Consider the following 19861-nt stretch of genomic DNA (forward strand, 5'->3'; position numbering starts at 1 on the left):
CAGGGGCCCCGCCGGCAGTGCCGGCGGGGCCCCTGTGCGTCGAAGGCCGCTTTCGATCAGCGCGCGTCGTCGCCTACCGTGACGATCACCCGCACCGCGTCCAGGCGCAGTCGCGTGGCCTCGATGGCGGCATCCAGCTCGGCGCGCTCGCGGCGCAGCGCCTCGAGCTCGTCGGCGCGCACCGCCGGGTTGAGCCGCGAGAGCGCCTCGAGGCGGGCGAGCTCGGCGTCCAGCTCGGCGCGCATGCGCCCCTGGGCAGCCTCGACGATACTCGGCAGCTCCCGCTGAGCCTCGGTCTCGGCGCCGTCGAGCAGCTCGCGCAGCTGGTCGTGGCGGCTCTTGATCAGATCCCGGGCGACCGCCTTCTTGACCTTCTTCACCGCCTTGGAGAGCCCGGTGAAGGAGATCTTGGCGGTCAGGTTGGCCCCCGACTCGTCGAGCAGCACGCGCACCGCGGTGGGCGGCAGAAAGCGGTTGAGGTGCAGGCGCTTCGGCGCCGGGCAGTGGGTGCGGAAGACCAGCTCGACCATCAGCCGGCCGGCCGGGATGGTCGGGTGCTTGAGCAGCGCCAGGGCGGTGTTGCCCATGGCGCCGCCGAGGATCCGCCCCATCATCTCGCGCAGCAGCGGGTGTTCCCAGGAGAGGCGCTGGACGTCGTCCCGGGCCAGGGCACGCTCCCGGGAGAAGGTGGCCGAGAAGCCCTCCTCGCCCTTCACCAGGCCCGGCAGGCCGTCGAGCATCTGCGGGCTGGGTTGCAGGTGCTGGATGCCGCCGCCGATGTCCTGGCTGTCGACACCGAAGATATCCAGCGCCTGGTCCAGGTAGCGGGCCAGGGCCTTGTCGGCGTCGAGCTCGCGGATCGCCGCGATGACTGCCTCGGCACGGTCGTGGCGACAGGCGTTGAGCTCGAGCAGGCGGTTGCGGCCGGCGTCTCGCTCCTCGAGCTTGGCGTCGAACAGGGCGCGGGTCTCCTCGATCACCTCATCGAGGCTCTCATCGTCGAGCAGGCTGTCGGCCAGGGTATCGCCGAAGGCGGCGTGGATTTCGCTGCCCAGGCCGTGGGGGGCGCCGAAGGCGTCCAGGCCCCGGTGGTACCAGCGCAGCAGCTTCTCGCCGGGGCTGCCGGTGAACACCGGTGCGTGGATCTCGATGGCGTGGCGCTGGCCGATGCGGTCGAGGCGACCGATGCGCTGCTCGAGCTGGTCCGGGTGAAGCGGAAGGTCGAACATCACCAGGTGACGGCAGAACTGGAAGTTGCGCCCCTCGGAGCCGATCTCCGAGCAGACCAGCACCTGGCAGCCCTCCTCCTCGTCGGCGAAGGCCGCCGCGGCCCGGTCGCGCTCGACCAGCGAGAGCCCCTCGTGGAACACCGGAGCCTGGTAGCCGCCGAGCACCCGCAGGCCCTCGGCGAGGCCCTGGGCGGTCTCGCGGTCGTGGGCGATGACCAGCGCCTTGTCGCCGGCGAAGCCTGTTTCGCCGTCGTCGGCGAGGCGCTCCAGCAACCAGCTCACGCGCGGGTCGAACTGCCACCAGGGCTCGGTGTTGAGCGGGTCGTCGGTCATCGCCCGGTACATGGCGTCGGGGTAGATCAGCACCTCGGGGTGATCCAGGCCGGTCTCGATCAGCAGCTCGTCCAGGTAGTCCTCGTCCCGGGCTAGGCGACGCAGCACCCGCCGGTAGGCGGAAGGCGCCTCGAGCTCGGTGACGTGCAGGCGACGCTCCGGGAAGCCGCCCACGTGGCGACGCCCGTTGCGAAACATCACCCGGCCGGTGCCGTGGCGGTCGAGCAGTTGGTCGCGCAGCTGCGCCCGGGCCGCGGCACGCTGGTCGTCGCCGCGCTCCGGGTCGGCCAGGGTGTCGAGCAGCGCCAGGCTGTCGGGCTCATGGATCACCGCGGCGACCCGCTCGCAGTCGGCCGCCTCGCCGGGCAGCCGGTCGAGAGCGTCGATCGCCTCGGCGACCTCGACGTAGTGGGCCTCCTCCTCGCGGAAGGCCTCGAGGCTGTGGTAGCGGTCCGGGTCGAGCAGGCGCAGCCGGGCGAAGTGGCTGGCCAGGCCCATCTGCTCCGGGGTGGCGGTGAGCAGCAGCATGCCGGGCACCCGGGCCGCCAGGTGTTCCACGCAGGCATAGCCGGGCCCGCTCTGCTCGGGACTCCAGTCCAGGTGGTGGGCCTCGTCGACGATCAGCAGGTCCCAGTCGCAGGTCTGGGCCTGCTGCTGGCGATGGGGGTTGGCGAACAGCCAGTCCTGACTCGCCAGCACCAGCTGACCCGCCTCGAAGGGGTTGGCGTCGCCGTGGGCCTGGCTCTGCTGCTCGTCGAGTAGGGTGACCTCCAGGGCGAAGCGGCGCAGCAGCTCGACCAGCCACTGGTGAGTCAGGCTCGCCGGCACCAGGATCAGCGCCCGCTCGGCGCGGCCGGTGAGCAGCAGCCGGTGCAGGATCAGCCCGGCCTCGATGGTCTTGCCGAGCCCCACCTCGTCGGCCAGCAGCACACGCGGCGCATGGCGGCGTGCCACTTCGTCGGCGATGTAGAGCTGGTGGGGAATCAGGTCGATGCGCGGACCGGCCAGGCCCAGCGCCGGATTCTGCTCGATCCGGTGATGGTGGTGCAGGGTGCGAAAGCGCAGGTCGAACCAGTCGTTGCGATCGACCTGGCCGGTGAGCAGGCGGTCGCGGGCCTGGTCGAACTGCATGGTGTCGGCGAGGCGTGCCTCGGGCAGCTCGCACAGCGCGCCGGCGTCGTCCTCGCCAATGTAGACGATCAGGCCGCCGACCTCCTTGCTGTCGTCGACGGTCATCTGCCAGCCCTCGGTGGACTGGATGCGGTCGCCGCTGCCGAAGGCCACGCGGGTCAGGGGGGCGTTGCGGCTGCTGTAGGTGCGGGTTTCCTGACTGGCGCCGAAGAGCACGGTGACGCTGCGGGCGTCGACGTTGAGGATAGTGCCCAGGCCGAGTTCGGCCTCGCCGTCGCTGATCCAGCGCTGGCCGGGAGAGAAGTCGCTCATGATGCCTCGGGGGATGCTTGGGATCGGTTCGTTGCCGCTGGCCACACCCGGCCCGGCGGCGACAGGGCGCGGTATCTTACCGCAAAGCCCGACGCGGCTTAAGCGTCCAGGCACCGATCAGGCGGCGATCGCCCCCGAGGCCGCTCAGCGCTCGTCCAGCCAGGCCGAGAGTTGGGCGCGGGTCAGCTCGCCGACGTGCTGCTCGAGGGCGCGCCCCTCGGCGTCGAACAGCAGGGTGGTGGGCAGCCCCGGCGACTCGGCCAGCACCATCAGCCGCTGGCGCGGGTCGAGCAGCGCATGGCGGAAGTCCAGGCCCTGCTCGTCCAGGTAGCGCACCGCCTGCAGCAGCGTCTCGCCCTGGTTGACGATCACCACGCTCACGTCCTCCCGGGCATCGGCTTTGGCCAGGATCGGCATCTCGCGCCGGCAGGGGGGGCACCAGGTGGCCCAGAGGTTGACCACCACCGTCTCGCCCTCGAGGGAGGCGAGGTTCACCGTCTCGCCCTCGAGATTCTCCAGGGCGAGATCCGGCAGTTCGCGCAGCGCCATGCCGCCGCCCAGCGGCGCCAGGGTCACCAGCGCGAGCCACGCAAGCGAGACCCCGAGCGCCAGGCCCATGCCACCGAGCATCGCCCCCAGCCGGTCGCGCAGCGTCCAGGCCGTCCAGGCCAGTGCGGCCGCGAGGCCCCAGAGACCGTGGTAGCCGGGCTGCCAGAGCTTGAACGCGTCCAGCGGCGCCTCCAGGTAGGGGCCGGCATTCATCGCCACGTGCCCCAGGCGGGCACCGATCAGCCAGGCCAGCAGCAGGCCGTTGAACCAGCGGGCGTGGCGGCGGCGCGGCAGGCCGAGAAGCAGGGCGCTGGCGCCCAGCAGCACCAGGGCGGCGAGGAAGGCGTAGAGGCGCGGCAGCGCGATCAGCAGCGGCCCCAGGGCGATGGCATCCATGTCTGGCGGTGACTCCGAGAGGTCGGCGGCGGGGGCCGCAGCGGGTACACTGGGCGCATTCGTGTCGCCAAGCCTACTGCCGACGGGCAGGGCTGTCATCCAGCGGGAGCATGCATGTCACGACCGGCCTTCGATACCCTGCGCGCCCTGGCCATAGCCAGCCAGGCGCTGGGCTTCATCCTGATCCTCACCCTCGAGACCGTGATGGGCGACGCGGCGCGCCCCTGGCAGGGCTGGACCCTGGCGGCCATGGTCGCCTTCGCCCTGGGCATCGCCCTGGTGCGGCTCTACCGGCGCAACAAGGCGCGCAAGGCGCTGGCCCGTCAGCGCGGCGAGGAGTAGCCGCCGACGGCTCCTGCTCATCCGAGTCACCTCCCGTTTTCCGAGTAGGCTCTGGATGAACAACCTACCGAGATATCACAGCTAGGCGTCAGTCCAGCTCGCCGATGGCGTCGCCCAGGGCGTTGATCAGCCGGTCGATCTCCTCGCGCTCGACGATGAAGGGCAGGCCGAGCTGGATGGTGTCGCCGCCGTAGCGCACGTAGAAGCCCTTTTCCCAGCACTTCATGGCGATCTCGAAGGGGCGGCGGGCCGGCTCGCCGGGGTAGGGCGCGATCTGCAGGGCGCCGGCGAGGCCGTAGTTGCGGATGTCGGTGATATGGCGGCCGGCCTTGGGGTCGCTGCGCAGAGAGTGCAGGGCGTTCTCGAAGATCGGCGCCATCTCGCGCACGCGATCGATCAGGCGGTCGTTCTCGAGCACGTCCAGGGCGGCCAGGGCCGCGGCGCAGGCCACCGGGTGGCCCGAGTAGGTATAGCCGTGGGGCAGCTCGAGCATGTAGTCGGGGCCGCCCTGCTCCATGAAGGTGTGGTAGATCTCGCCCTTCACGATGACCCCGCCCATGGGCACGGCCCCGTTGGTCAGCTGCTTGGCGACGTTCATGATGTCCGGGACCACGCCGAACTCCTCGGCGCCGGTCATCGAGCCCATGCGCCCGAAGGCGGTGATCACCTCGTCGAAGATCAGCAGGATGTCGTGGGCATCGCAGATCTCGCGCAGCCGCTTGAGATAGCCCACCGGCGGCGGAATCACCCCGGCCGAGCCGGCCATGGGCTCGACGATCACCGCGGCGATGTTGGAGGCGTCGTGCAGGGCGATCAGCTCCAGCAGCTCGTCGGCCCGCTCGGCGCCGCGCTCGGGCATGCCGCGGGTGAAGGCGTTCTCCGGAAGCAGGGTATGGGGCAGGTGGTCGGCGTCGATGCCCTGGCCGAACATGGAGCGGTTGGCGCCGATGCCGCCCAGGCTGATACCCCCGAAGTTGACGCCGTGATAGCCCTTGGCGCGGCCGATCAGCTTGGTCTTGGTGGGCTTGCCCTTCTTGCGCCAGTAGGCGCGGGCGATCTTCAGCGAGGTGTCGGCGCTCTCGGAACCGGAGCCGGTGAAGAAGACGTGGTCGAGGCCCTCGGGGGTCAGCCCGCGAAGGCGATGGGCCAGCTCGAAGGCCTTGGGGTGGCCGAACTGGAAGGCCGGGGCGTAGTCCAGCTCGCGAAGCTGACGGGAGACCGCCTCGACGATCTCGGGCCGACCGTGGCCGGCGCCGCAGGTCCACAGGCCGGAGAGGCCATCGTAGATCCGGCGCCCATCGGCCGCGGTGTAGTAGCTGCCCTCGGCGCCGACGATGATTCGCGGGTCGCGCTTGAACTGGCGGTTGCCGGTGTAGGGCATCCAGTAGGCATCCAACTGCTCGGCGGTCAGGCCCGCGGCCTGGTGGGGAGAACGATCTGACATGGCAGCACCCTCTTGTTGTCATCGTCTTGTTGGCGGCGTTGTAGAGCAGCGTGGCTCAGGGTTGAGCTAAGTTAAATCTAGGCTTATTTAATTTCATGTAAGCGTTGAGTTAACTTTTTGCCCTTCCCGGAATAATCTTCGGGAGACACGTCACCGCGAGGGGGAGAGGCAATGGCACGTCGCAAGGAGGCGCTGAGCGGGGCGCTCAGCGATGCGGACCTGCGGCTGCTGCGCATCTATCGCAAGGTCGTGGAGTGCGGCGGCTTCTCCGCCGCCGAGGTGGAGCTCAACATCAGCCGCGCCGCTATCAGCATGGCGATGAGCGACCTGGAGACGCGGTTGGGATTACGGCTGTGCCAGCGGGGCCGCAGCGGCTTCGCCCTGACCGACGAGGGGGCCGAGATCTATGAGGCCGCGCTGCAGTTGCAGGCGGCGACGGAAGGATTCCGTACCCGGGTCAACGGCCTTCATGCTTGGCTCAAGGGCGAGCTCAGCATCGGCATCACCGACAACCTGGTGACCATGCCGGAGATGCACATCACCGATGCCTTGAGCGCCTTGAAGGTGCGCGGGCCGGACGTGCAGATCAACATCCGCATGATCCCGCCCCACGACATCGAACTCGGCGTGCTGGACGGCCGCCTGCACACCGGGGTGGTGCCGGCGATCAAGACCCTGCCCGGGCTGCACTATCGTGCGCTCTACGAGGAGACCTCGCGGCTCTACTGCGCCAGCGGGCATCCGCTGTTCGACGCCGAGACCGTGACGGAGGAGCAGCTGGCGAGCAGCGATGCCGTGACGCCGGCCTATGCCCAGAGTCCAGAGATCAAGGCCCATCACGAATCGCTCATGGCCACCGCCTCGGCCACCGATCGCGAGGGCATCGCCTTCCTGATCCTCTCTGGGCGCTACATCGGCTACCTGCCGACGCATGTTGCCGAGCGCTGGGTGCGCGACGGCAGGATGCGCGCCCTGAGGCCGGACACCTGCCGCTACGTGACCCATTACAGTGCCATCACCCGGAAGGGCGCGCCGCCCAACCGGGTATTGGAGTGCTATCTCGAGGAGCTGGGCCTGCGGGGGGAGGACTGAGGGAGCGCCCTCCCGGCGGGATCGGGGCTCAGGACGCCTCGGCGTCCACGGTCGCGTAGGCCACCATCTCGACCAGCATCTCTTCCCGGGCGAAGCCGGAGACGATGATGGCGGCGCGGTTGGGGTAGGGCTCGCGCACGTACTCGGCGTAGACCTTGTTGACCGTGGCCAGGTCCTCGCGGGCGGTGACGTAGATCAGCACCTGGGTCAGGGCCTCCACGCCGGCGCCGGCCTTCTCCAGGGTGTGGACGAGGTTGTCCAGGGTCTGGCGGGTCTGGGCCTCGATGCCGCCCTGGACCACCTGGCCGTCGGCGCCGATGGGGATCTGGGCGGTGAACAGGATGCCGTTACCGACGACGGCCCATTCCAGGGGCGCCTTGGAGGCGAAGAGATCGGTGCTTACGGGGTGAATCATGTCGGTGGTCTCGTCTCAGTCGTTATCGTTGGTGCCGGCGCCGGCCCCTTCCCGGGAGGCCTCGGTGGCCTCCACCAGCATGCGGGTGGCGAGGTGCTTGAGGCGCTCCCAGACGGCCTCCTCGACCTCGATGCCCTCGGCCAGGGACTGGTTGCGGCAGGCCAGCAGGTCGGATTCGTTGTGGCGTGCGAGCAGGTCGTAGCGGTAGTCCGAGCGCATCGCCGGCAGCAGGTCGACGTGGTTGGCCATCACCAGGGTGATGGCGTCGTTGGGTTCGTTCTCCTCCGGGACTTCCTTGACCGCGTAGACGCGGATCTCGGGGACCGAGCTGTTGGCCTGGAAGCCGACGACCTGTTCGGTCGGCGGATGCTCGGCGTTGCGCCAGAAGGCGGTGACGTTCATGCCGCGCCCGGCCAGCCGTGCCAGGTAGCCCATGATCAGTTGGCGGTTGTGGCAATGGCGGATCTTGATCACCGAGAGGCCGCGTGCGCGCGCCTTGGCGAAGCCGAGCTCCAGCGCCAGGGTGGAGCTTCGCAGCACGCTCTGTCCGTGGCCGTCGACCACCGCCAGGTCGCCGTCCTGGTAGAGCACGCTGGGCAGCTCGTTGGGGTCGTCCGTGAGCAGGAAGTCCAGGCCGCGGTTGAGGGCGGCCAGGCCGCCCAGGCCGAAGCACTGCATCCAGGCGACCATGTCGGCGGCGTCGGCCGCGTCGCCTTCCTCGAAGCCCATGCCGATGAACGCCTTGCGGCACAGGCCCTGCAGCTCGTTGTAGGACGCCTTCATGATGTCTCTCCTGCCTCTTGTCGTTGTGCGTGCATGATCCCCTCGGGCTCCAGCGGGAAGCTCCAGTCGTCGACCTCGGCCAGGTCCCGGGGCTCGGCGTTGAGCTCCTCGACCAGGGGCGCGCCCTGGAAGAGGGTGATGCGCACCCAGCGGTCGGACTTGGGGTCGAAGCGTCCGGCGCCGAAGAACGCAAGCTTGGTGCGCAGCAGGTGCATGGGCTTCATGTCGCGATGCCAGAGGTTGGCGCGGATCTCGCCGTAGGGTGTCTCGGCCATGGTCTGGATGCGCCGCACGATGTCCTTGTGGCGCGGGTGGGCGATCAGGAACTCCACCACCAGGGCGCGGGGATTGGCCTCGAGGAACTCGGAGAGCACGCCGTGGGTGTGATGGACCCGCGGCGCGATGGCCAGCGACAGCTCCTTCTCGGCCCCCGGCTCGACGCCGCGCACGCCGAGCCGCGGCTCCTCCTTCTCGGCGGAGCGGTACCAGAACCAGTAGCGCGCCTCGGGCGCCTCGAAGTCCTCGGCCAGCGCCCAGTCGTAGTGGGTCTCGATGAGCTGCTTGAGGCGCACCAGCGGCATGTCCGGGGTCAGCTCGAGGCGCTCATCGGTGCCCATCTGGTCCTCCAGCGGGTCGACCTGCTCGGGGTAGAGCTCGATCAGCAGGGTGTTGACCAGTTCCTGGGCCTCCAGCGGCAGGGTGCGCGCGCTCCAGGCCACCAGCTGCGGCCACAGGGCCTCCTCCAGCGGCACCTCCTCGAGCCAGGCGATCACCTCGGGCAGCGCCGCGACGATGGCGGCATTGCGCTCGCCCTGCTCGGCATCCTCGGTGACCGTCTGGTCGAGATGGCGCATGGCGCGACGGGTCAGTGCGATCAGCCGCTGGCGACGCTCCTCGTCGGGTGTCTGGCCGAGCACCAGGGCCAGGGCGGTCTCCCGGCAGGTCACCCACTGTTGGATCAGCTGAGGGTGGTTGATCAGGAAGGGCGCCATGCCGAGCCCGGTGGAGTTGCCGATGCCCAGGTAGCGGCGCAGCTCGGTGGCCATGGGCACGGCGCGCTCGGGTGCCTGGCAGCGGGCGATGTGTTCCACCTGCTCGATGGAGAAGTGGCGCAGCAGGTAGACCGCCAGCATCTGGGCCGAGAAGGGACGGTGGAAGTCGGGATTGTCCTGCAGGCGCACGAAGTCGGCGATGCCGAACTTGCCATTGCCGTAGACCGCCGTGGTCCGGTAGAGGTAGCCGACCCGGGTCAGCCAGGCGGGATCGGGCTGCTGCCCGGCAGAGAGCGCCTCCACGAAGTGGGCGAAGTTGCGCAGGCTGCGGTTGGCGCGGGAGAGCACCAGCAGCCGCGGATGCTGGCGGCCGGCCTCCTGCAGCGGCACATTGGCGGCCATTTGCTTGAGCAGGGCGTCGTCGACGTCGCCCTCGATCACGCCGAAGGTCACGTCCCAGGCCTGGGCGATCACCCGGTCGGAGCGCTGGTCGTCGGCCAGCTGCTGGGAGAAGATCACCCCGTGATAGCGCCCCTGGGGGGTCTGCAGGCGATAGATGGCGACGCCGTGTCCGTGCTCATCCAGGTCGAAGCGTGCGGTGCTGATCTGCCAGCGCTGGCGCGCCATCTGGCGCACCAGGCTGCGCACGAAGCTCAGGCGGCTGGCCGGCAGGCTGCCCAGCCGCTCGAGGTCCATGACCTCGCCGGCGTTACGCAGTGGCACCGTGCCGGCGATCGGGTAGCGGTACTCAAGCATCGGGGGTCTCCACAGAGCGGCGGGCCAGCAGGCCCTGCTCGCGGGCCATGGCGTAGGCGGCCTGGGGGCCGGTCCACAGCGAGGGCAGCAGCACCAGTGAGACCGGAATGGCGGTGATGACGATGAACTGCTGCAGCACGCTGATCTGGCCGGCGCCCATGTAGAGCAGGATGCCCGCCATGATGGCCATGGCGATGCCCCAGAAGGCGCGAATCAGTGAGCTGGGACGATCGTGCCCGGAGCCCACCACGGCGATGGCGTAGCTCATGGAGTCGCCGGTGGTGGCGACGAAGATGGTGGTCAGCACCAGGATCGCCACGGCCATCAGGGTGCCGCCGGGCAGCGCCTGGGCCACGGTGAGGGTGGCCACGTCGAACTGGAAGTTGTTAAGCGCCTCGGTGAGGTCGATCACGCCGGTCAGCTGGTAGTGGATGCCCGAGCCGCCGAGCAGGGTGAACCAGATGGTGGTGGCGATCGGCGCCATCACGGCCACGGCCAGGATCATCTGGCGGATCGAGCGGCCGCGCGAGATGCGCGCCACGAAGATCGCCATCAGCGGCCCGTAGCCGATGAACCAGGCGAAGAAGAACACCGTCCACCACTGCATCCACCAGGCAGGCGCGGTCTCGGCGGTCATGGTGGCCATCGAGAAGAAGGAGGTCAGGTAGGTGCCGAAGCCCTGGGTGAAGGCGTTGGTCAGGAACAGTGTCGGGCCGAAGACGAAGATCACCGCGGCGATGGCCAGCGCCAGGAAGACGTTGAAGCGGCTGAGGATCTGGATGCCCCGATGGATGCCGGTCACCGCCGAGGTGACGTAGACCACGGCCAGCGCGACGAGGATGGCGAGCTGGGTGCCATAGCCCTCGGAGACCCCGAACAGCTCGTGCAGGCCGAAGCTGACCTGGGTGGCCAGAAAGCCGATGGGCCCCACGGTGCCGGCGACCACGGCGATCACGCACAGGGCGTCGATCACGCCGCCGACGGGCCCCTGGATGATGCGCTCGCCGAGGATCGGGGTGAGCAGGGTGCGCGGCTGCAGCGGCCGGCCCTTGTCGTAGTGGGCGTGGGCCAGCACCACCGCGGTCAGCGAGCCGAGCACCGCCCAGGCCAGAAAGCCCCAGTGCATGAACGACTGCGCCAGGGCGCCGGCCACGGCGTCGACCGTGCCGGCCTCGCTGTCGAAGGCCGGCGGGGTGACCACGAAGTGATAGACTGGCTCGCCGGCGGCGAAGAACACGCCGCCGCCGGCCAGCAGGGTGCACATGATGATCGACAGCCACTTGAAGGTGCTGATCTCCGGCGTGGCGAGGTTGCCGATCCGCGCGCTGGCGGCGGGGGTGAGGGCCACGCCGATGCCGATGAAGAAGGTCAGCAGCAGTAGCAGCTGGAAGTAGGAGCCGAGGGTAGCGGCGGTCCAGGCGAAGCCGGCGCCGATGCCCTCGGCCACCCAGTCGACGTCATACAGCGACAGGGCGATGAACAGCAGGATGAAGCCGACGCTGAGCACCAGGACGACGGGATCGCCCAGGCGGTGCTCGCGCCGCGTCGGCGCGGCGGAGTGAGTGGCGTTATGTTGTGTCATGTCGGTGGCCTTTGCATGGGGGCCCCTGAGGGGCCCTTATTATTGTCCCGAAGCGTGCGCCGATGTCAGGCGGCCGCCTCCTCGGCCCGGGCCGGCGTGGCGGCCCGCGCCAGCAGCTCGACCCAGTTCTGGCCCATGATGCGCGCGATTGATGCCTCATCGAAGCCGCGCTGGCGCAGTCCCGCAACCAGGTTGGGGAAGTCACGGCTGTCGCGCAGCCAGGCGAGCGGCCGCGGCCAGCCGGCGTTGCCCTGGCTGCCCTCGCCGTAGTCCATCTCCTTCGACCAGCGACCGTTGCGCATCCACTCCAGCACCGAGGTCGGCTGCGCCTGGCACAGGTCGGTGCCGATGCCGATATGCTCGATGCCCATCAGGTCGGCGGTGCGGGCGATCATGTCGCAGTAGTCTTCGAGGCTGCAGTCCGGCCCGTTCTTCAGGTGGAAGGGGTAGGCGGAGAAGCCCAGCAGGCCGCCGGACTCGGCGATCGCCTCGAGCACCTTGTCCGATTTGTTGCGCTTGGCCGCATGGAAGGAGCTCGGGTTGGCATGGGAGATGATCACCGGACGCTCGGAGAGCTCCACGGCTTCCAGGGTCGAGCGCTCGGCGCTGTGCGACATGTCGATGACCATGCCCACCCGGTTCATCTCGCGGATCACCTGGCGACCGAAGCGGGTGATGCCGCTGTCCTCGGCCTCGTAGCAGCCACAGGCCAGCAGGCTCTGGTTATTGTAGGTCAGCTGCATGATCAGCAGCCCCAGGTCGCGCATCACCGCGACCATGTCGATGTCATCCTCGATGGGCGAACAGTTCTGGGCGCCCAGGAAGATTCCCACCTTGCCGGCCTGGCGGGCGCGCTCGATGTCGCCCGCCTCCCGCACCGGCATGATCAGGTCGCCATGGGCCTCGAAGCGGCGATTCCACTCGCCCAGGCGGGTCAGGGTCTCGCGGATGTTCTCGTGATAGACGAGGGTGGCGTGGACGGCATCGACGCCGCCCTCGCGCATCTGCTCGAAGATCTCCCGCGACCAGTTGGAGTACTGCAGGCCGTCGACGATCAGCAGCTCTTTTGACATGACGCTCTCCTCAGGCCTCGGCTCAGCCGGCCTTGACGTAGCAGGTCTTGACCACGGTGTAGAACTCGCGGGCGTAGCGGCCCTGCTCGCGGGGACCGAAGCTGGAGTCCTTGCGGCCACCGAAGGGCACGTGATAATCGGTGCCGGCGGTGGCCAGGTTGACCATCACGCAGCCGGTCTCGGCGCGGGCCTTGAAGTCGCTGGCGAGCTTCAGGGAGTCGGTGATGATGCCGGCGGTGAGGCCGAAGTTGGTGTCGTTGAGGGTGGCCACGGCCTCCTCGTAGTCGCGCACCTTGATCACGCAGGCGATCGGCCCGAAGACCTCCTCGCGGTTGATGGCCATGTCATTGGTGGTGTCGACGAACAGCGTCGGGGCCATGTAGAAGCCGTTGGTGTCGCGGGTGAGGCGCTCGCCGCCGAAGGCCAGGGTGGCGCCGTCGGCGCGGGCGCGCTCGATCCAGGCCAGGTTGGACTCCAGCTGGCGGGCGTCCACGGCGGGGCCGATGTGCACGCCGTCTTCCAGGGCGTGGCCGACGCGGATGGTCTCGAGCTTGGCGACCAGCTTCTCGACGAAGGCGTCGTGCACGGCCTCGGTGACGATCAGGCGCGAGGAGGCGGTGCACTTCTGGCCGGTGCCGGAGTAGGCACCGGCGAAGGCGGCCTCCACGGCCAGGTCGAGGTTGGCGTCGTCGGCGACGATCAGGGCGTTCTTGGAGCCCATCTCCAGCTGGCACTTGACCAGGTTGCCGGCGGTGGCGGCGGCCACGCGGCGGCCCACGTCCAGCGAGCCGGTGAAGCTTAGGGCGTGGATGTCGGGGCTGGAAATGAGCGCATCGCCGACGCTGGAACCCGGGCCCATCAGCAGGTTGAAGGTGCCGGCGGGCAGCGCCTGGCGGCTGATGATGTCGGTCAGCGCCCAGGCGCTGGCCGGCACCAGGTTGGCCGGCTTGAAGATCACGGCGTTGCCGAAGGCCAGCGCCGGGGCGATCTTCCACACCGCGGTGGCCATGGGAAAGTTCCAGGGGCTGATGATGCCCACCACGCCGACCGGCTCGCGGCGCGTGTCGACCTCGACGCCCGGGCGCACGGAGTCGACTCGCTCGTCGATCTGGCGCAGTACCTCGGCGGCGTAGTAGTGGAAGAACTGCGCGGAGCGATAGACTTCGCCCACGCCCTCGGCCAGGGCCTTGCCCTCTTCGCGGGCCAGCAGGCGGCCCAGTTCGTCCTTGCGGGCGAACAGCTCGTCGCCGATGGCCATCAGCACGCCGTAGCGCTGCTCCAGGCCGCTATGGCGCCACTCGTTCACGCCGCGCCGCGCCGCGGCGATGGCCAGGCCGACCTGGTCGACGCCGGCCTGGGCGTAGTGGCCGATCACGTCGCTGGTGTCGGACGGATTGACGTTGGCGATGCTGTCCTGGCCTTCGACCCAGCTGCCATCGATGTAGAGGGAATGAACGTGTGACATGGAAACCTCCTTAGTGACGTTGCCGTCATCCTAGGTGAGCGTCCAAGATAAGCATAATCAATAAAAAAGATCCTATGATCAGCTTTTCTTACCATTAGGCGGGGAGGTGGCCATGCTGCCGGAGCTCAAGATTCAACCGCTGCGCTGCGTGCTGGCCATCGTCGACGAGGGCGGCTTCCACGCCGCGGCCCGACAGCTGCACCGCACCCAGCCGGCGGTGTCCATGGCGGTGCGCGAGCTGGAGCAGCGGCTGGGCGAGCCGTTGTTCGAGAAGGGCGGCAAGGCGGCCCTCACGCCCTTCGGTCGCTACTGTCTGCCGCGCTTCCGCGAGCTGATCACCCAGCACGACCGCCTGAGCCGGGAGCTCTGGGCGCAGGTGCAGAAACAGGCGGGGCACGTCGACATGGCCGCGGTGCCCTCGGTGGCCAGCCGGCTGATGCCGCGGCTGCTCAGCGACTTCATCCTGCGCTATCCCGACCTGCGGGTAAGCCTGCACGACGGCAGCGCAGACTTCGTCCGGCGCCTGGTGGCCGGCGGGGAGGTCGAGCTGGGGATCACCAGCCTGTGGCGGGAGGACGACGAGCTCTCCTTCATGCCGCTGATGCGCGACGATGTCGGCGTGGTGTGCCGGGATGATCATCCCCTGGCCGAGCGTGCCGAGCTGGGCTGGGAGGCGCTGCAGGGCCAGGTGCTGATCCGCAACGGCACCTCGCGGCTGTTGGAGGGCACCGAGGCCGAGCCGCTGCTGGCCGAGAGCGCCTTCGACATTTCCAACATGATCTCGCTGACCGCCATGCTGGTGGCGGGGATCGGCATCACCACCCTGCCGCGGCTCGCCTTCCCCCAGGAGTACGAGCGGCTGCGCTTCATCCCGCTGGTGGATCCGATGGTGGAGCGCGAGCTGGGCCTGCTGCGCCCCGGGAAGCGCAGTCTCTCCCCGGCGGCCCAGGCCATGGAAGCCTTCGTCATCGAGTCGCTCCGCGCTCAGGCCTTCGCCATCCCCTGACGACCAGGCGTCCCTCGCATCGCTTTCGGCCGGCGATCCGAGCGCGCCTTGTATATCGGTATTTGCCGAAATGTGGGTAGCGTCTAGTCTTGAGAGTAAAGGGCCGGCCGCGGCCCGCTTCCCACCCGCACAGGACCCAGACCCGCCATGTATACGTCAATCCTTGTCCCGCTCGATGGTTCCTCCCATGCCGAGAAGGCGCTCACCGTGGCGGCCCAGCTGGCCCGCGGCACGGGGGTGACCCTGCACCTGATGACCGTGGCCGAGTTTCCGCCCGACAACATCGGCCTGTTCACCGGCGGTACCGCCGAGCCATTCTCCGAGGAGGATCGCGAGAAGCTGGCCGCCGGCATGAAGGACGAGGCGCGCAAGATCATCGACCAGGCGCGAGGCGCGGTCGATCTCGAGGGCATCGAGGTCGAGGAGGTGGTGCGCCAGGGCCGTCCGGCCGAGTGCATCAACGAAGCGGCCGAGAGCCTCGGCGTCGATGCCATCATCATGGGGAGCCGCGGTGTCAGCGACATGCGCGGCATGGTCTTCGGCAGCGTCTCCCACAAGGTCAGCCATACCGCCGGCTGCACCGTGATCACCGTGACCTGATCGGGGCTGCTGATCGGAGCGTTTTCCAGGGCACTCTTCCGGGGCCGGCGTCCATCGTCGGCCCCTTGCGGTGAAGCGTTCCCGCGCTGCCGCCCCTCTCTCGCCTCTTCATTCCAAGGAGTCACCGCGTGGCCGGCAGCAGCCTACTGACCCTGATCGACGATATCGCCACGCTCCTCGATGACGTCTCGCTGATGACCAAGGTGGCGGCCAAGAAGACCGCCGGCGTGCTGGGGGACGATCTGGCGCTCAACGCCCAGCAGGTTACCGGCGTCCAGGCCGACCGCGAGCTGCCGGTGGTCTGGGCGGTGGCGCGGGGCTCGCTCATTAACAAGCTGATCCTCATTCCGGCGGCGCTCGCGATCAGCGCGCTGCTGCCCTGGGCGGTCACCCTGCTGCTGATGCTCGGCGGCGCCTACCTCTGCTTTGAAGGCGTCGAGAAGCTGGCGCACACTTTTCAGCAAGGAGAGAAGGCAAAGGAGGAGCATCGCCAGCGTCTCGAGGCCGTGGCCGACGAGACGGTCGACATGCGCGCCTTCGAGGCGCAGAGGATCAAGGGCGCGGTGCGCACCGATTTCATCCTCTCCGCCGAGATCATCGTGATCACCCTGGGGACGGTCGCCGGTGAGGCCCTGGGCATGCAGGTCGCGGTGCTGATCGGCATCGGCCTCGCGATCACGGTCGGCGTCTACGGGCTGGTCGCGGGGATCGTCAAGATCGACGACCTGGGCCTCTATCTGAGCCGCCGCGAGGGGCTGTCGGCATCGGTCGGGCGAGGCCTGCTGGCCGGCGCGCCCTACCTGATGAAGGGACTGTCGGTGGTCGGCACCGTGGCGATGTTCCTGGTCGGCGGCGGCATCCTCACCCACGGCATTCCCGCCGTCCATCACCTGGTGCAGGGCGTGGCCGAGACCCGTCTCGATATTCCTGGGCTCGATGCCGTGGTCCATGGCCTGGGCCCGTCGCTGCTCAACATGCTCTTCGGCCTGCTGGTCGGCGCGCTGCTGCTGGGCGCGGTGAGTCTCGTACAGCGGCTATGGGCCAGCAAGGGACACTGAGCCGGCGAGCAACGCCAAGGGCCCCACGATCGCTCGCGGGGCCCAGTGGAGGAGCCGATGTGTTTAGCCGCTTCAGTTGGCCAGGGCGGCTACCACGGAGATCTCGACCAGCAGCTCGGGGCTTGCCAAGCGCGCCTCCACGCAGGCCCGTGCAGGGGCCTTGCCCTCGGGGACCCAGGCGTCCCAGACGCGATTCATGTCGTCGAAGAGCGCCATGTCCTTGAGATAGAGGGTCGCGGAGAGCAGGTGCTCTCGGTCGCTGCCGATGCTCTCCAGCAGGGCATCGACCCTGGCCAGCATGGTCTCGGTCTGGCCGGTGATGTCGGCGTGACGGTCCTCGGCCACCTGGCCGCACAGGTAGGCCGTGTCGTGGTGAACGACGGCGCGGCTCATGCGCACGCCGGTCTCGAAGCGTTGCAGGGTCATCTCAATTCCTCGTCGTGATGTCGGGTTCGTTAAGGCTGGCCAGCTCCCCCAGGCTGAGCGGCTTGATCGGGGGGCGGATGTGGTAATAGCCGACCGCGTCGACCGGCTCGCTGCACTGGTCGGCGATGACCTGGGAGACGGTCAGTCCGCACAGCCGCCCTTGGCAAGGCCCCATGCCGGCCCGGCAGAAGGCCTTGGCCTGGTTGGGGCCTCGGCAGCCGGCATCGGCGATGCGGCGCAGCTCTCCCGCCGTGACTTCCTCGCAGCGGCAGACGATGGTGTCGTCCTCGGGGACCAGGAAACGCCTAGCCGGCTGGTAGAGCATGTCCAGGAAGGGGCGGATGGCCAGTTGGGGCGCCAGGCGCCGGCGCAGTGGTGAGGCGAGACGATCGCGCGCCGAGGCGTCGATGCGCTCGAGCTGCTCGGCGATGGCCAGGGCCGCCAGGCGGCCCGCTTCCTCGGCGGCCTGGGCGCCGGCGATGCCGCCGGAATCGCCGGCCACGAAGACCCCCGGGCGAGACGTCTCGCCCCAGGCATCGAGCCGGGGCCGCCAGCATTGCTGGGTCTCGTCCCAGTCGTGCGCCAGCTCGAGCGCGCGGGTCAGCTGGACGTTGGGTACCACGCCCTGGTGCACCAGCAGGGTCTGGCACTCGCGCTCCTGGGAGTGTCCCCCTTGCCGGTAGCGCAGGTGCGTCATGCGCTCCCCGTCGCGCGACAGGGCCTCGAGGTCATCGACCCCCTTGAGGTGGGGGATGGCGCCGCGGCGAATCTCCCAGAGCAGCCCCAGGCCCTTGGCCAGCAGCCGCGGGTTGCGCAGCGCGCCGGCGAGATGTCGCGCCGCGCGACGCCAGTTGCCGCGCGGAGTGGTATCGAGCAGTGCCTCGACGCTCACCCCGGCACGCGCCAGCTGGGCGGCGACCAGCAGCAACAGGGGGCCGCTGCCGGCCAGCACGATGGGGCCAGGAGGGGCCATGGCGCTGCTCTTGAGCAGGATCTGGGCGGCGCCGCCGGTCATCACGCCCGGCAGGGTCCAGCCCGGGAAGGGCACCGGGCGTTCCTGAGCGCCGGTGGCCACCAGCAGCCGCCGGGTGCGGAGCCGCTGGCTGCGGCCCTGACGGGAGACGTCGAGGCTCAGGTCGTCCTCGACGCCCCAGACGGTCGTGCCCGGGCGGTAGTCCGTGCCGGCGTGCTCGAAGGCGTGGAGAAGGTCGCGGCCGTGATAGTAGTCATCGCCGAGGATGTGTTCATCCTTCAGGGGGGTGCGTCCGATGGCCCGGTAGATCTGGCCGCCGGCCTCCTCCTGCTCGTCGAGCAGGGCGCAACGCAGTCCTTGCTGGCCGGCTTCCACGGCGGCGGCCATGCCGGCGGGGCCGGCGCCGATGATGATCAGGTCGTAGTCAGGCGTCGCCATGAGGGCCCTCCCCGTGCATGTCGCGTGCCCCGTACTGCCGGCGAATTCGCATGCCGTCGCGCACGGGGATCATGCAGCCCTGCTGGTTGGGCGCGCCGTCGATCTCGACCAGGCACTCGAAACACGCGCCCATCAGGCAGTAGGGCGCCCGCGGCGAGTCGCCGGCCGGGGTGGTGCGCGAGGGCAGGAGCCCCGCGGCCAACACCGCGGCGGCGGCGCTGTCATGCGCCTGCATCTCGACGGGGGCGCCCTCCACGAACACCGTCACCCTGACCTGGGGACGGCAGGGCAGGCGTTCAAAGGCTGAAGCGTTGGGCATGGAACACCTCCAGGGGCAGGTCGGTTTCATCGCTGGCGATCCAGTCTGCAAGGGGGCCTTCGTGCAGGGCTCCCAGGGTCACGCCGCTGTGGCAGGTCACCAGGTAGGCCCCGGGGCACTCCCGTGACGCCTCGTAGATCGGATAGCCATCCGGTGTCATCACGCGCAACGCCCCCCAGGCGCGCACCATCTTGACGTCGCGAAGTAGCGGGAAGAGACGCACGGCGCGGTGGGCGATCTGGGCCATGACGTCCGTGGTGGTGCCGCTGTCGAAGCCGACGTCCTCCTTGGAATCGCCGATCTGCACGGTGCCCTCGCCGGTCTGCCGGACGTGGCCGGTGGGGTAGTCGAGGAAGTGACGCACGCGCTCGGCCACCAGCACTTGCCCCCGGTTGGGGAACACCGGCGCCGACAGGCCGACCTTGGGGGCGAGCTCACGATTGCCCAGGCCCGCGGCCAGCACGACCTTGGCGCAGGACCAGACGCCGGCCGGCGTGGTGATCCGGAAGGACTCGCCCTGACGGTCGATGTCCCGGACTCGGCCGCCGTTGTCGATCACGCCGCCCTGGGCGAGGAAGCGCTCAGTCATGGCGCGCAGCAGCAGCAGGGGGTTGAGGTGGCCGTCCTCGGGGCCCCAGGTGGCGCCGGCGACCTCGTCACCGATGTCGGGAAAGTAGTCGCGCACCTGGTCGAGATCCAGCGTTTCGAAGGGGTAGTCGCCGCCGGCCGCGTCGCGCATGCGGGTCAGCATGGCTGTCCTGGCCTCCAGCTCCTCCTGGGTGAGGCACAGGTAGAGGCCGCCGCGCTGCTCGAGCTGCACGTCGATGCCGGTGGTGTCCCGGAGGCGGCGCGCCAGATCCGGCCAGAGGCTCGCCGACAGGCGAGTGACCTGGGCGTATTCCGGCAGGGTGTCACCCTTGCCCTGGACCCAGACCAGGCCGAAGTTGCCGCGCGAGGCGCGCAGGGCGACGTCCCCTTCGTCGAGTACCGCGACCTTCAGACCATGGCGCTGCAGGCCCAGCGCGATGGCCATGCCGACCAGCCCGCCACCCACCAGGCACACGTCGGCCGTACGCGAGTCGCTTGTCGTCGCTTGCGTCATCGTGGATTCCTGAGTGATGTGCGTGTCTCGTGACAGGCCCGGCCG

The 19861-nt window shown here is 69.2% G+C and carries 18 protein-coding genes; 5 read left to right on the forward strand and 13 right to left on the reverse strand.

From position 1 onward, the window contains the following. Positions 1–56 precede the first annotated feature (56 nt). A complete protein-coding gene (gene rapA, locus FEI13_RS11325) occupies positions 57–3005 on the reverse strand; it encodes an RNA polymerase-associated protein RapA (protein WP_138181629.1) in 2949 nt (982 codons plus the stop codon). A gap of 144 nt (positions 3006–3149) precedes the next feature. Then, the gene (locus FEI13_RS11330) at positions 3150–3950 is read right to left on the reverse strand and encodes a TlpA family protein disulfide reductase (RefSeq protein WP_138181630.1); all 801 of its coding nucleotides are present in this window, start codon (positions 3948–3950) and stop codon (positions 3150–3152) included. A 114-nt stretch (positions 3951–4064) separates the two neighbouring features. Here FEI13_RS11330 and FEI13_RS11335 point away from each other — a divergent pair, with 114 nt between their 5' ends. After that, positions 4065–4292: a hypothetical protein gene (locus FEI13_RS11335; protein ID WP_138181631.1), complete on the forward strand. Its 228-nt coding sequence runs from the start codon at positions 4065–4067 to the stop codon at positions 4290–4292. Positions 4293–4380: 88 nt separating this feature from the next. On the opposite strand, the gene aptA is transcribed toward FEI13_RS11335, so the two are convergent. Continuing rightward, on the reverse strand, positions 4381–5736 hold the full coding sequence (gene aptA / locus FEI13_RS11340) for an omega-aminotransferase AptA (protein ID WP_138181632.1): 1356 nt from the start codon (positions 5734–5736) through the stop codon (positions 4381–4383). A gap of 171 nt (positions 5737–5907) precedes the next feature. On the opposite strand from aptA, the gene FEI13_RS11345 reads away from it, so the two are divergent. Then, positions 5908–6828 (forward strand): LysR family transcriptional regulator, encoded by a 921-nt coding sequence (locus FEI13_RS11345; RefSeq protein WP_138181633.1) that lies wholly within the window; start codon positions 5908–5910, stop codon positions 6826–6828. Between the two features lie 28 nt (positions 6829–6856). Here FEI13_RS11345 and FEI13_RS11350 read toward each other — a convergent pair whose 3' ends face one another. The 6 genes from FEI13_RS11350 to FEI13_RS11375 form a co-directional block, all read right to left on the reverse strand. Then, on the reverse strand, positions 6857–7243 hold the full coding sequence (locus tag FEI13_RS11350) for a RidA family protein (protein WP_138181634.1): 387 nt from the start codon (positions 7241–7243) through the stop codon (positions 6857–6859). A gap of 15 nt (positions 7244–7258) precedes the next feature. Next, positions 7259–8026: a DUF3726 domain-containing protein gene (locus FEI13_RS11355; protein ID WP_138181635.1), complete on the reverse strand. Its 768-nt coding sequence runs from the start codon at positions 8024–8026 to the stop codon at positions 7259–7261. Next, on the reverse strand, positions 8023–9774 hold the full coding sequence (locus tag FEI13_RS11360; RefSeq protein WP_138181636.1) for a hypothetical protein: 1752 nt from the start codon (positions 9772–9774) through the stop codon (positions 8023–8025). Before FEI13_RS11360 ends, FEI13_RS11355 begins: the two co-directional genes overlap by 4 nt. Further along, positions 9767–11356, reverse strand: coding sequence for a BCCT family transporter (locus FEI13_RS11365; protein WP_138181637.1), 1590 nt, complete (start codon positions 11354–11356; stop codon positions 9767–9769). The genes FEI13_RS11360 and FEI13_RS11365 overlap by 8 nt, the downstream gene beginning before the upstream one ends. 65 nt (positions 11357–11421) lie before the next feature. Further along, entirely contained in the window at positions 11422–12429 is a 1008-nt protein-coding gene (locus tag FEI13_RS11370) for a dipeptidase (protein WP_193555734.1), read from the reverse strand. Positions 12430–12451: 22 nt separating this feature from the next. Beyond that, positions 12452–13894 (reverse strand): aldehyde dehydrogenase family protein, encoded by a 1443-nt coding sequence (locus tag FEI13_RS11375; protein ID WP_138181638.1) that lies wholly within the window; start codon positions 13892–13894, stop codon positions 12452–12454. Positions 13895–14006: 112 nt separating this feature from the next. Between FEI13_RS11375 and FEI13_RS11380 the strand changes: the two genes are divergently transcribed. The 3 genes from FEI13_RS11380 (at position 14007) to FEI13_RS11390 (ending at position 16558) form a co-directional block, all read left to right on the forward strand. Then, the gene (locus FEI13_RS11380) at positions 14007–14900 is read left to right on the forward strand and encodes a LysR family transcriptional regulator (RefSeq protein ID WP_138181639.1); all 894 of its coding nucleotides are present in this window, start codon (positions 14007–14009) and stop codon (positions 14898–14900) included. A gap of 147 nt (positions 14901–15047) precedes the next feature. Next, positions 15048–15500, forward strand: a complete 453-nt coding sequence (locus FEI13_RS11385) for a universal stress protein (protein ID WP_138181640.1) — start codon at positions 15048–15050, stop codon at positions 15498–15500. Between the two features lie 128 nt (positions 15501–15628). Next, positions 15629–16558, forward strand: a complete 930-nt coding sequence (locus FEI13_RS11390; protein ID WP_138181641.1) for a DUF808 domain-containing protein — start codon at positions 15629–15631, stop codon at positions 16556–16558. A gap of 72 nt (positions 16559–16630) precedes the next feature. Here the strand turns inward: FEI13_RS11390 and FEI13_RS11395 are convergent, their stop codons facing one another. Genes FEI13_RS11395 through FEI13_RS11410 form a run of 4 tightly spaced genes read right to left on the reverse strand, consistent with a single transcriptional unit; the run spans position 16631 to position 19816 of the window. Beyond that, positions 16631–16984, reverse strand: coding sequence for a RidA family protein (locus tag FEI13_RS11395; RefSeq protein ID WP_138181642.1), 354 nt, complete (start codon positions 16982–16984; stop codon positions 16631–16633). A 1-nt stretch (position 16985) separates the two neighbouring features. Further along, entirely contained in the window at positions 16986–18395 is a 1410-nt protein-coding gene (locus FEI13_RS11400) for an FAD/NAD(P)-dependent oxidoreductase (RefSeq protein ID WP_138181643.1), read from the reverse strand. Then, positions 18382–18714 (reverse strand): (2Fe-2S)-binding protein, encoded by a 333-nt coding sequence (locus FEI13_RS11405; RefSeq protein WP_138181644.1) that lies wholly within the window; start codon positions 18712–18714, stop codon positions 18382–18384. The genes FEI13_RS11400 and FEI13_RS11405 overlap by 14 nt, the downstream gene beginning before the upstream one ends. Then, entirely contained in the window at positions 18692–19816 is a 1125-nt protein-coding gene (locus tag FEI13_RS11410) for an NAD(P)/FAD-dependent oxidoreductase (RefSeq protein ID WP_138181645.1), read from the reverse strand. The genes FEI13_RS11405 and FEI13_RS11410 overlap by 23 nt, the downstream gene beginning before the upstream one ends. Between the last annotated feature and the right edge of the window lie 45 nt (positions 19817–19861).

It is taken from the genome of Halomonas urmiana, from assembly GCF_005780185.1.
Lineage (GTDB): Bacteria > Pseudomonadota > Gammaproteobacteria > Pseudomonadales > Halomonadaceae > Halomonas > Halomonas urmiana.

Bases quoted from the DNA above. Each gene is read 5' to 3' on its own strand.
- rapA (WP_138181629.1), bottom strand. From the start codon at position 3,005: ATGAGCGACTTCTCTCCCGGCCAGCGCTGGATCAGCGACGGCGAGGCC.
- FEI13_RS11330 (WP_138181630.1), bottom strand. From the start codon at position 3,950: ATGGATGCCATCGCCCTGGGGCCGCTGCTGATCGCGCTGCCGCGCCTC.
- FEI13_RS11335 (WP_138181631.1), top strand. From the start codon at position 4,065: ATGTCACGACCGGCCTTCGATACCCTGCGCGCCCTGGCCATAGCCAGC.
- aptA (WP_138181632.1), bottom strand. From the start codon at position 5,736: ATGTCAGATCGTTCTCCCCACCAGGCCGCGGGCCTGACCGCCGAGCAG.
- FEI13_RS11345 (WP_138181633.1), top strand. From the start codon at position 5,908: ATGGCACGTCGCAAGGAGGCGCTGAGCGGGGCGCTCAGCGATGCGGAC.
- FEI13_RS11350 (WP_138181634.1), bottom strand. From the start codon at position 7,243: ATGATTCACCCCGTAAGCACCGATCTCTTCGCCTCCAAGGCGCCCCTG.
- FEI13_RS11355 (WP_138181635.1), bottom strand. From the start codon at position 8,026: ATGAAGGCGTCCTACAACGAGCTGCAGGGCCTGTGCCGCAAGGCGTTC.
- FEI13_RS11360 (WP_138181636.1), bottom strand. From the start codon at position 9,774: ATGCTTGAGTACCGCTACCCGATCGCCGGCACGGTGCCACTGCGTAAC.
- FEI13_RS11365 (WP_138181637.1), bottom strand. From the start codon at position 11,356: ATGACACAACATAACGCCACTCACTCCGCCGCGCCGACGCGGCGCGAG.
- FEI13_RS11370 (WP_193555734.1), bottom strand. From the start codon at position 12,429: ATGTCAAAAGAGCTGCTGATCGTCGACGGCCTGCAGTACTCCAACTGG.
- FEI13_RS11375 (WP_138181638.1), bottom strand. From the start codon at position 13,894: ATGTCACACGTTCATTCCCTCTACATCGATGGCAGCTGGGTCGAAGGC.
- FEI13_RS11380 (WP_138181639.1), top strand. From the start codon at position 14,007: ATGCTGCCGGAGCTCAAGATTCAACCGCTGCGCTGCGTGCTGGCCATC.
- FEI13_RS11385 (WP_138181640.1), top strand. From the start codon at position 15,048: ATGTATACGTCAATCCTTGTCCCGCTCGATGGTTCCTCCCATGCCGAG.
- FEI13_RS11395 (WP_138181642.1), bottom strand. From the start codon at position 16,984: ATGACCCTGCAACGCTTCGAGACCGGCGTGCGCATGAGCCGCGCCGTC.
- FEI13_RS11400 (WP_138181643.1), bottom strand. From the start codon at position 18,395: ATGGCGACGCCTGACTACGACCTGATCATCATCGGCGCCGGCCCCGCC.
- FEI13_RS11405 (WP_138181644.1), bottom strand. From the start codon at position 18,714: ATGCCCAACGCTTCAGCCTTTGAACGCCTGCCCTGCCGTCCCCAGGTC.
- FEI13_RS11410 (WP_138181645.1), bottom strand. From the start codon at position 19,816: ATGACGCAAGCGACGACAAGCGACTCGCGTACGGCCGACGTGTGCCTG.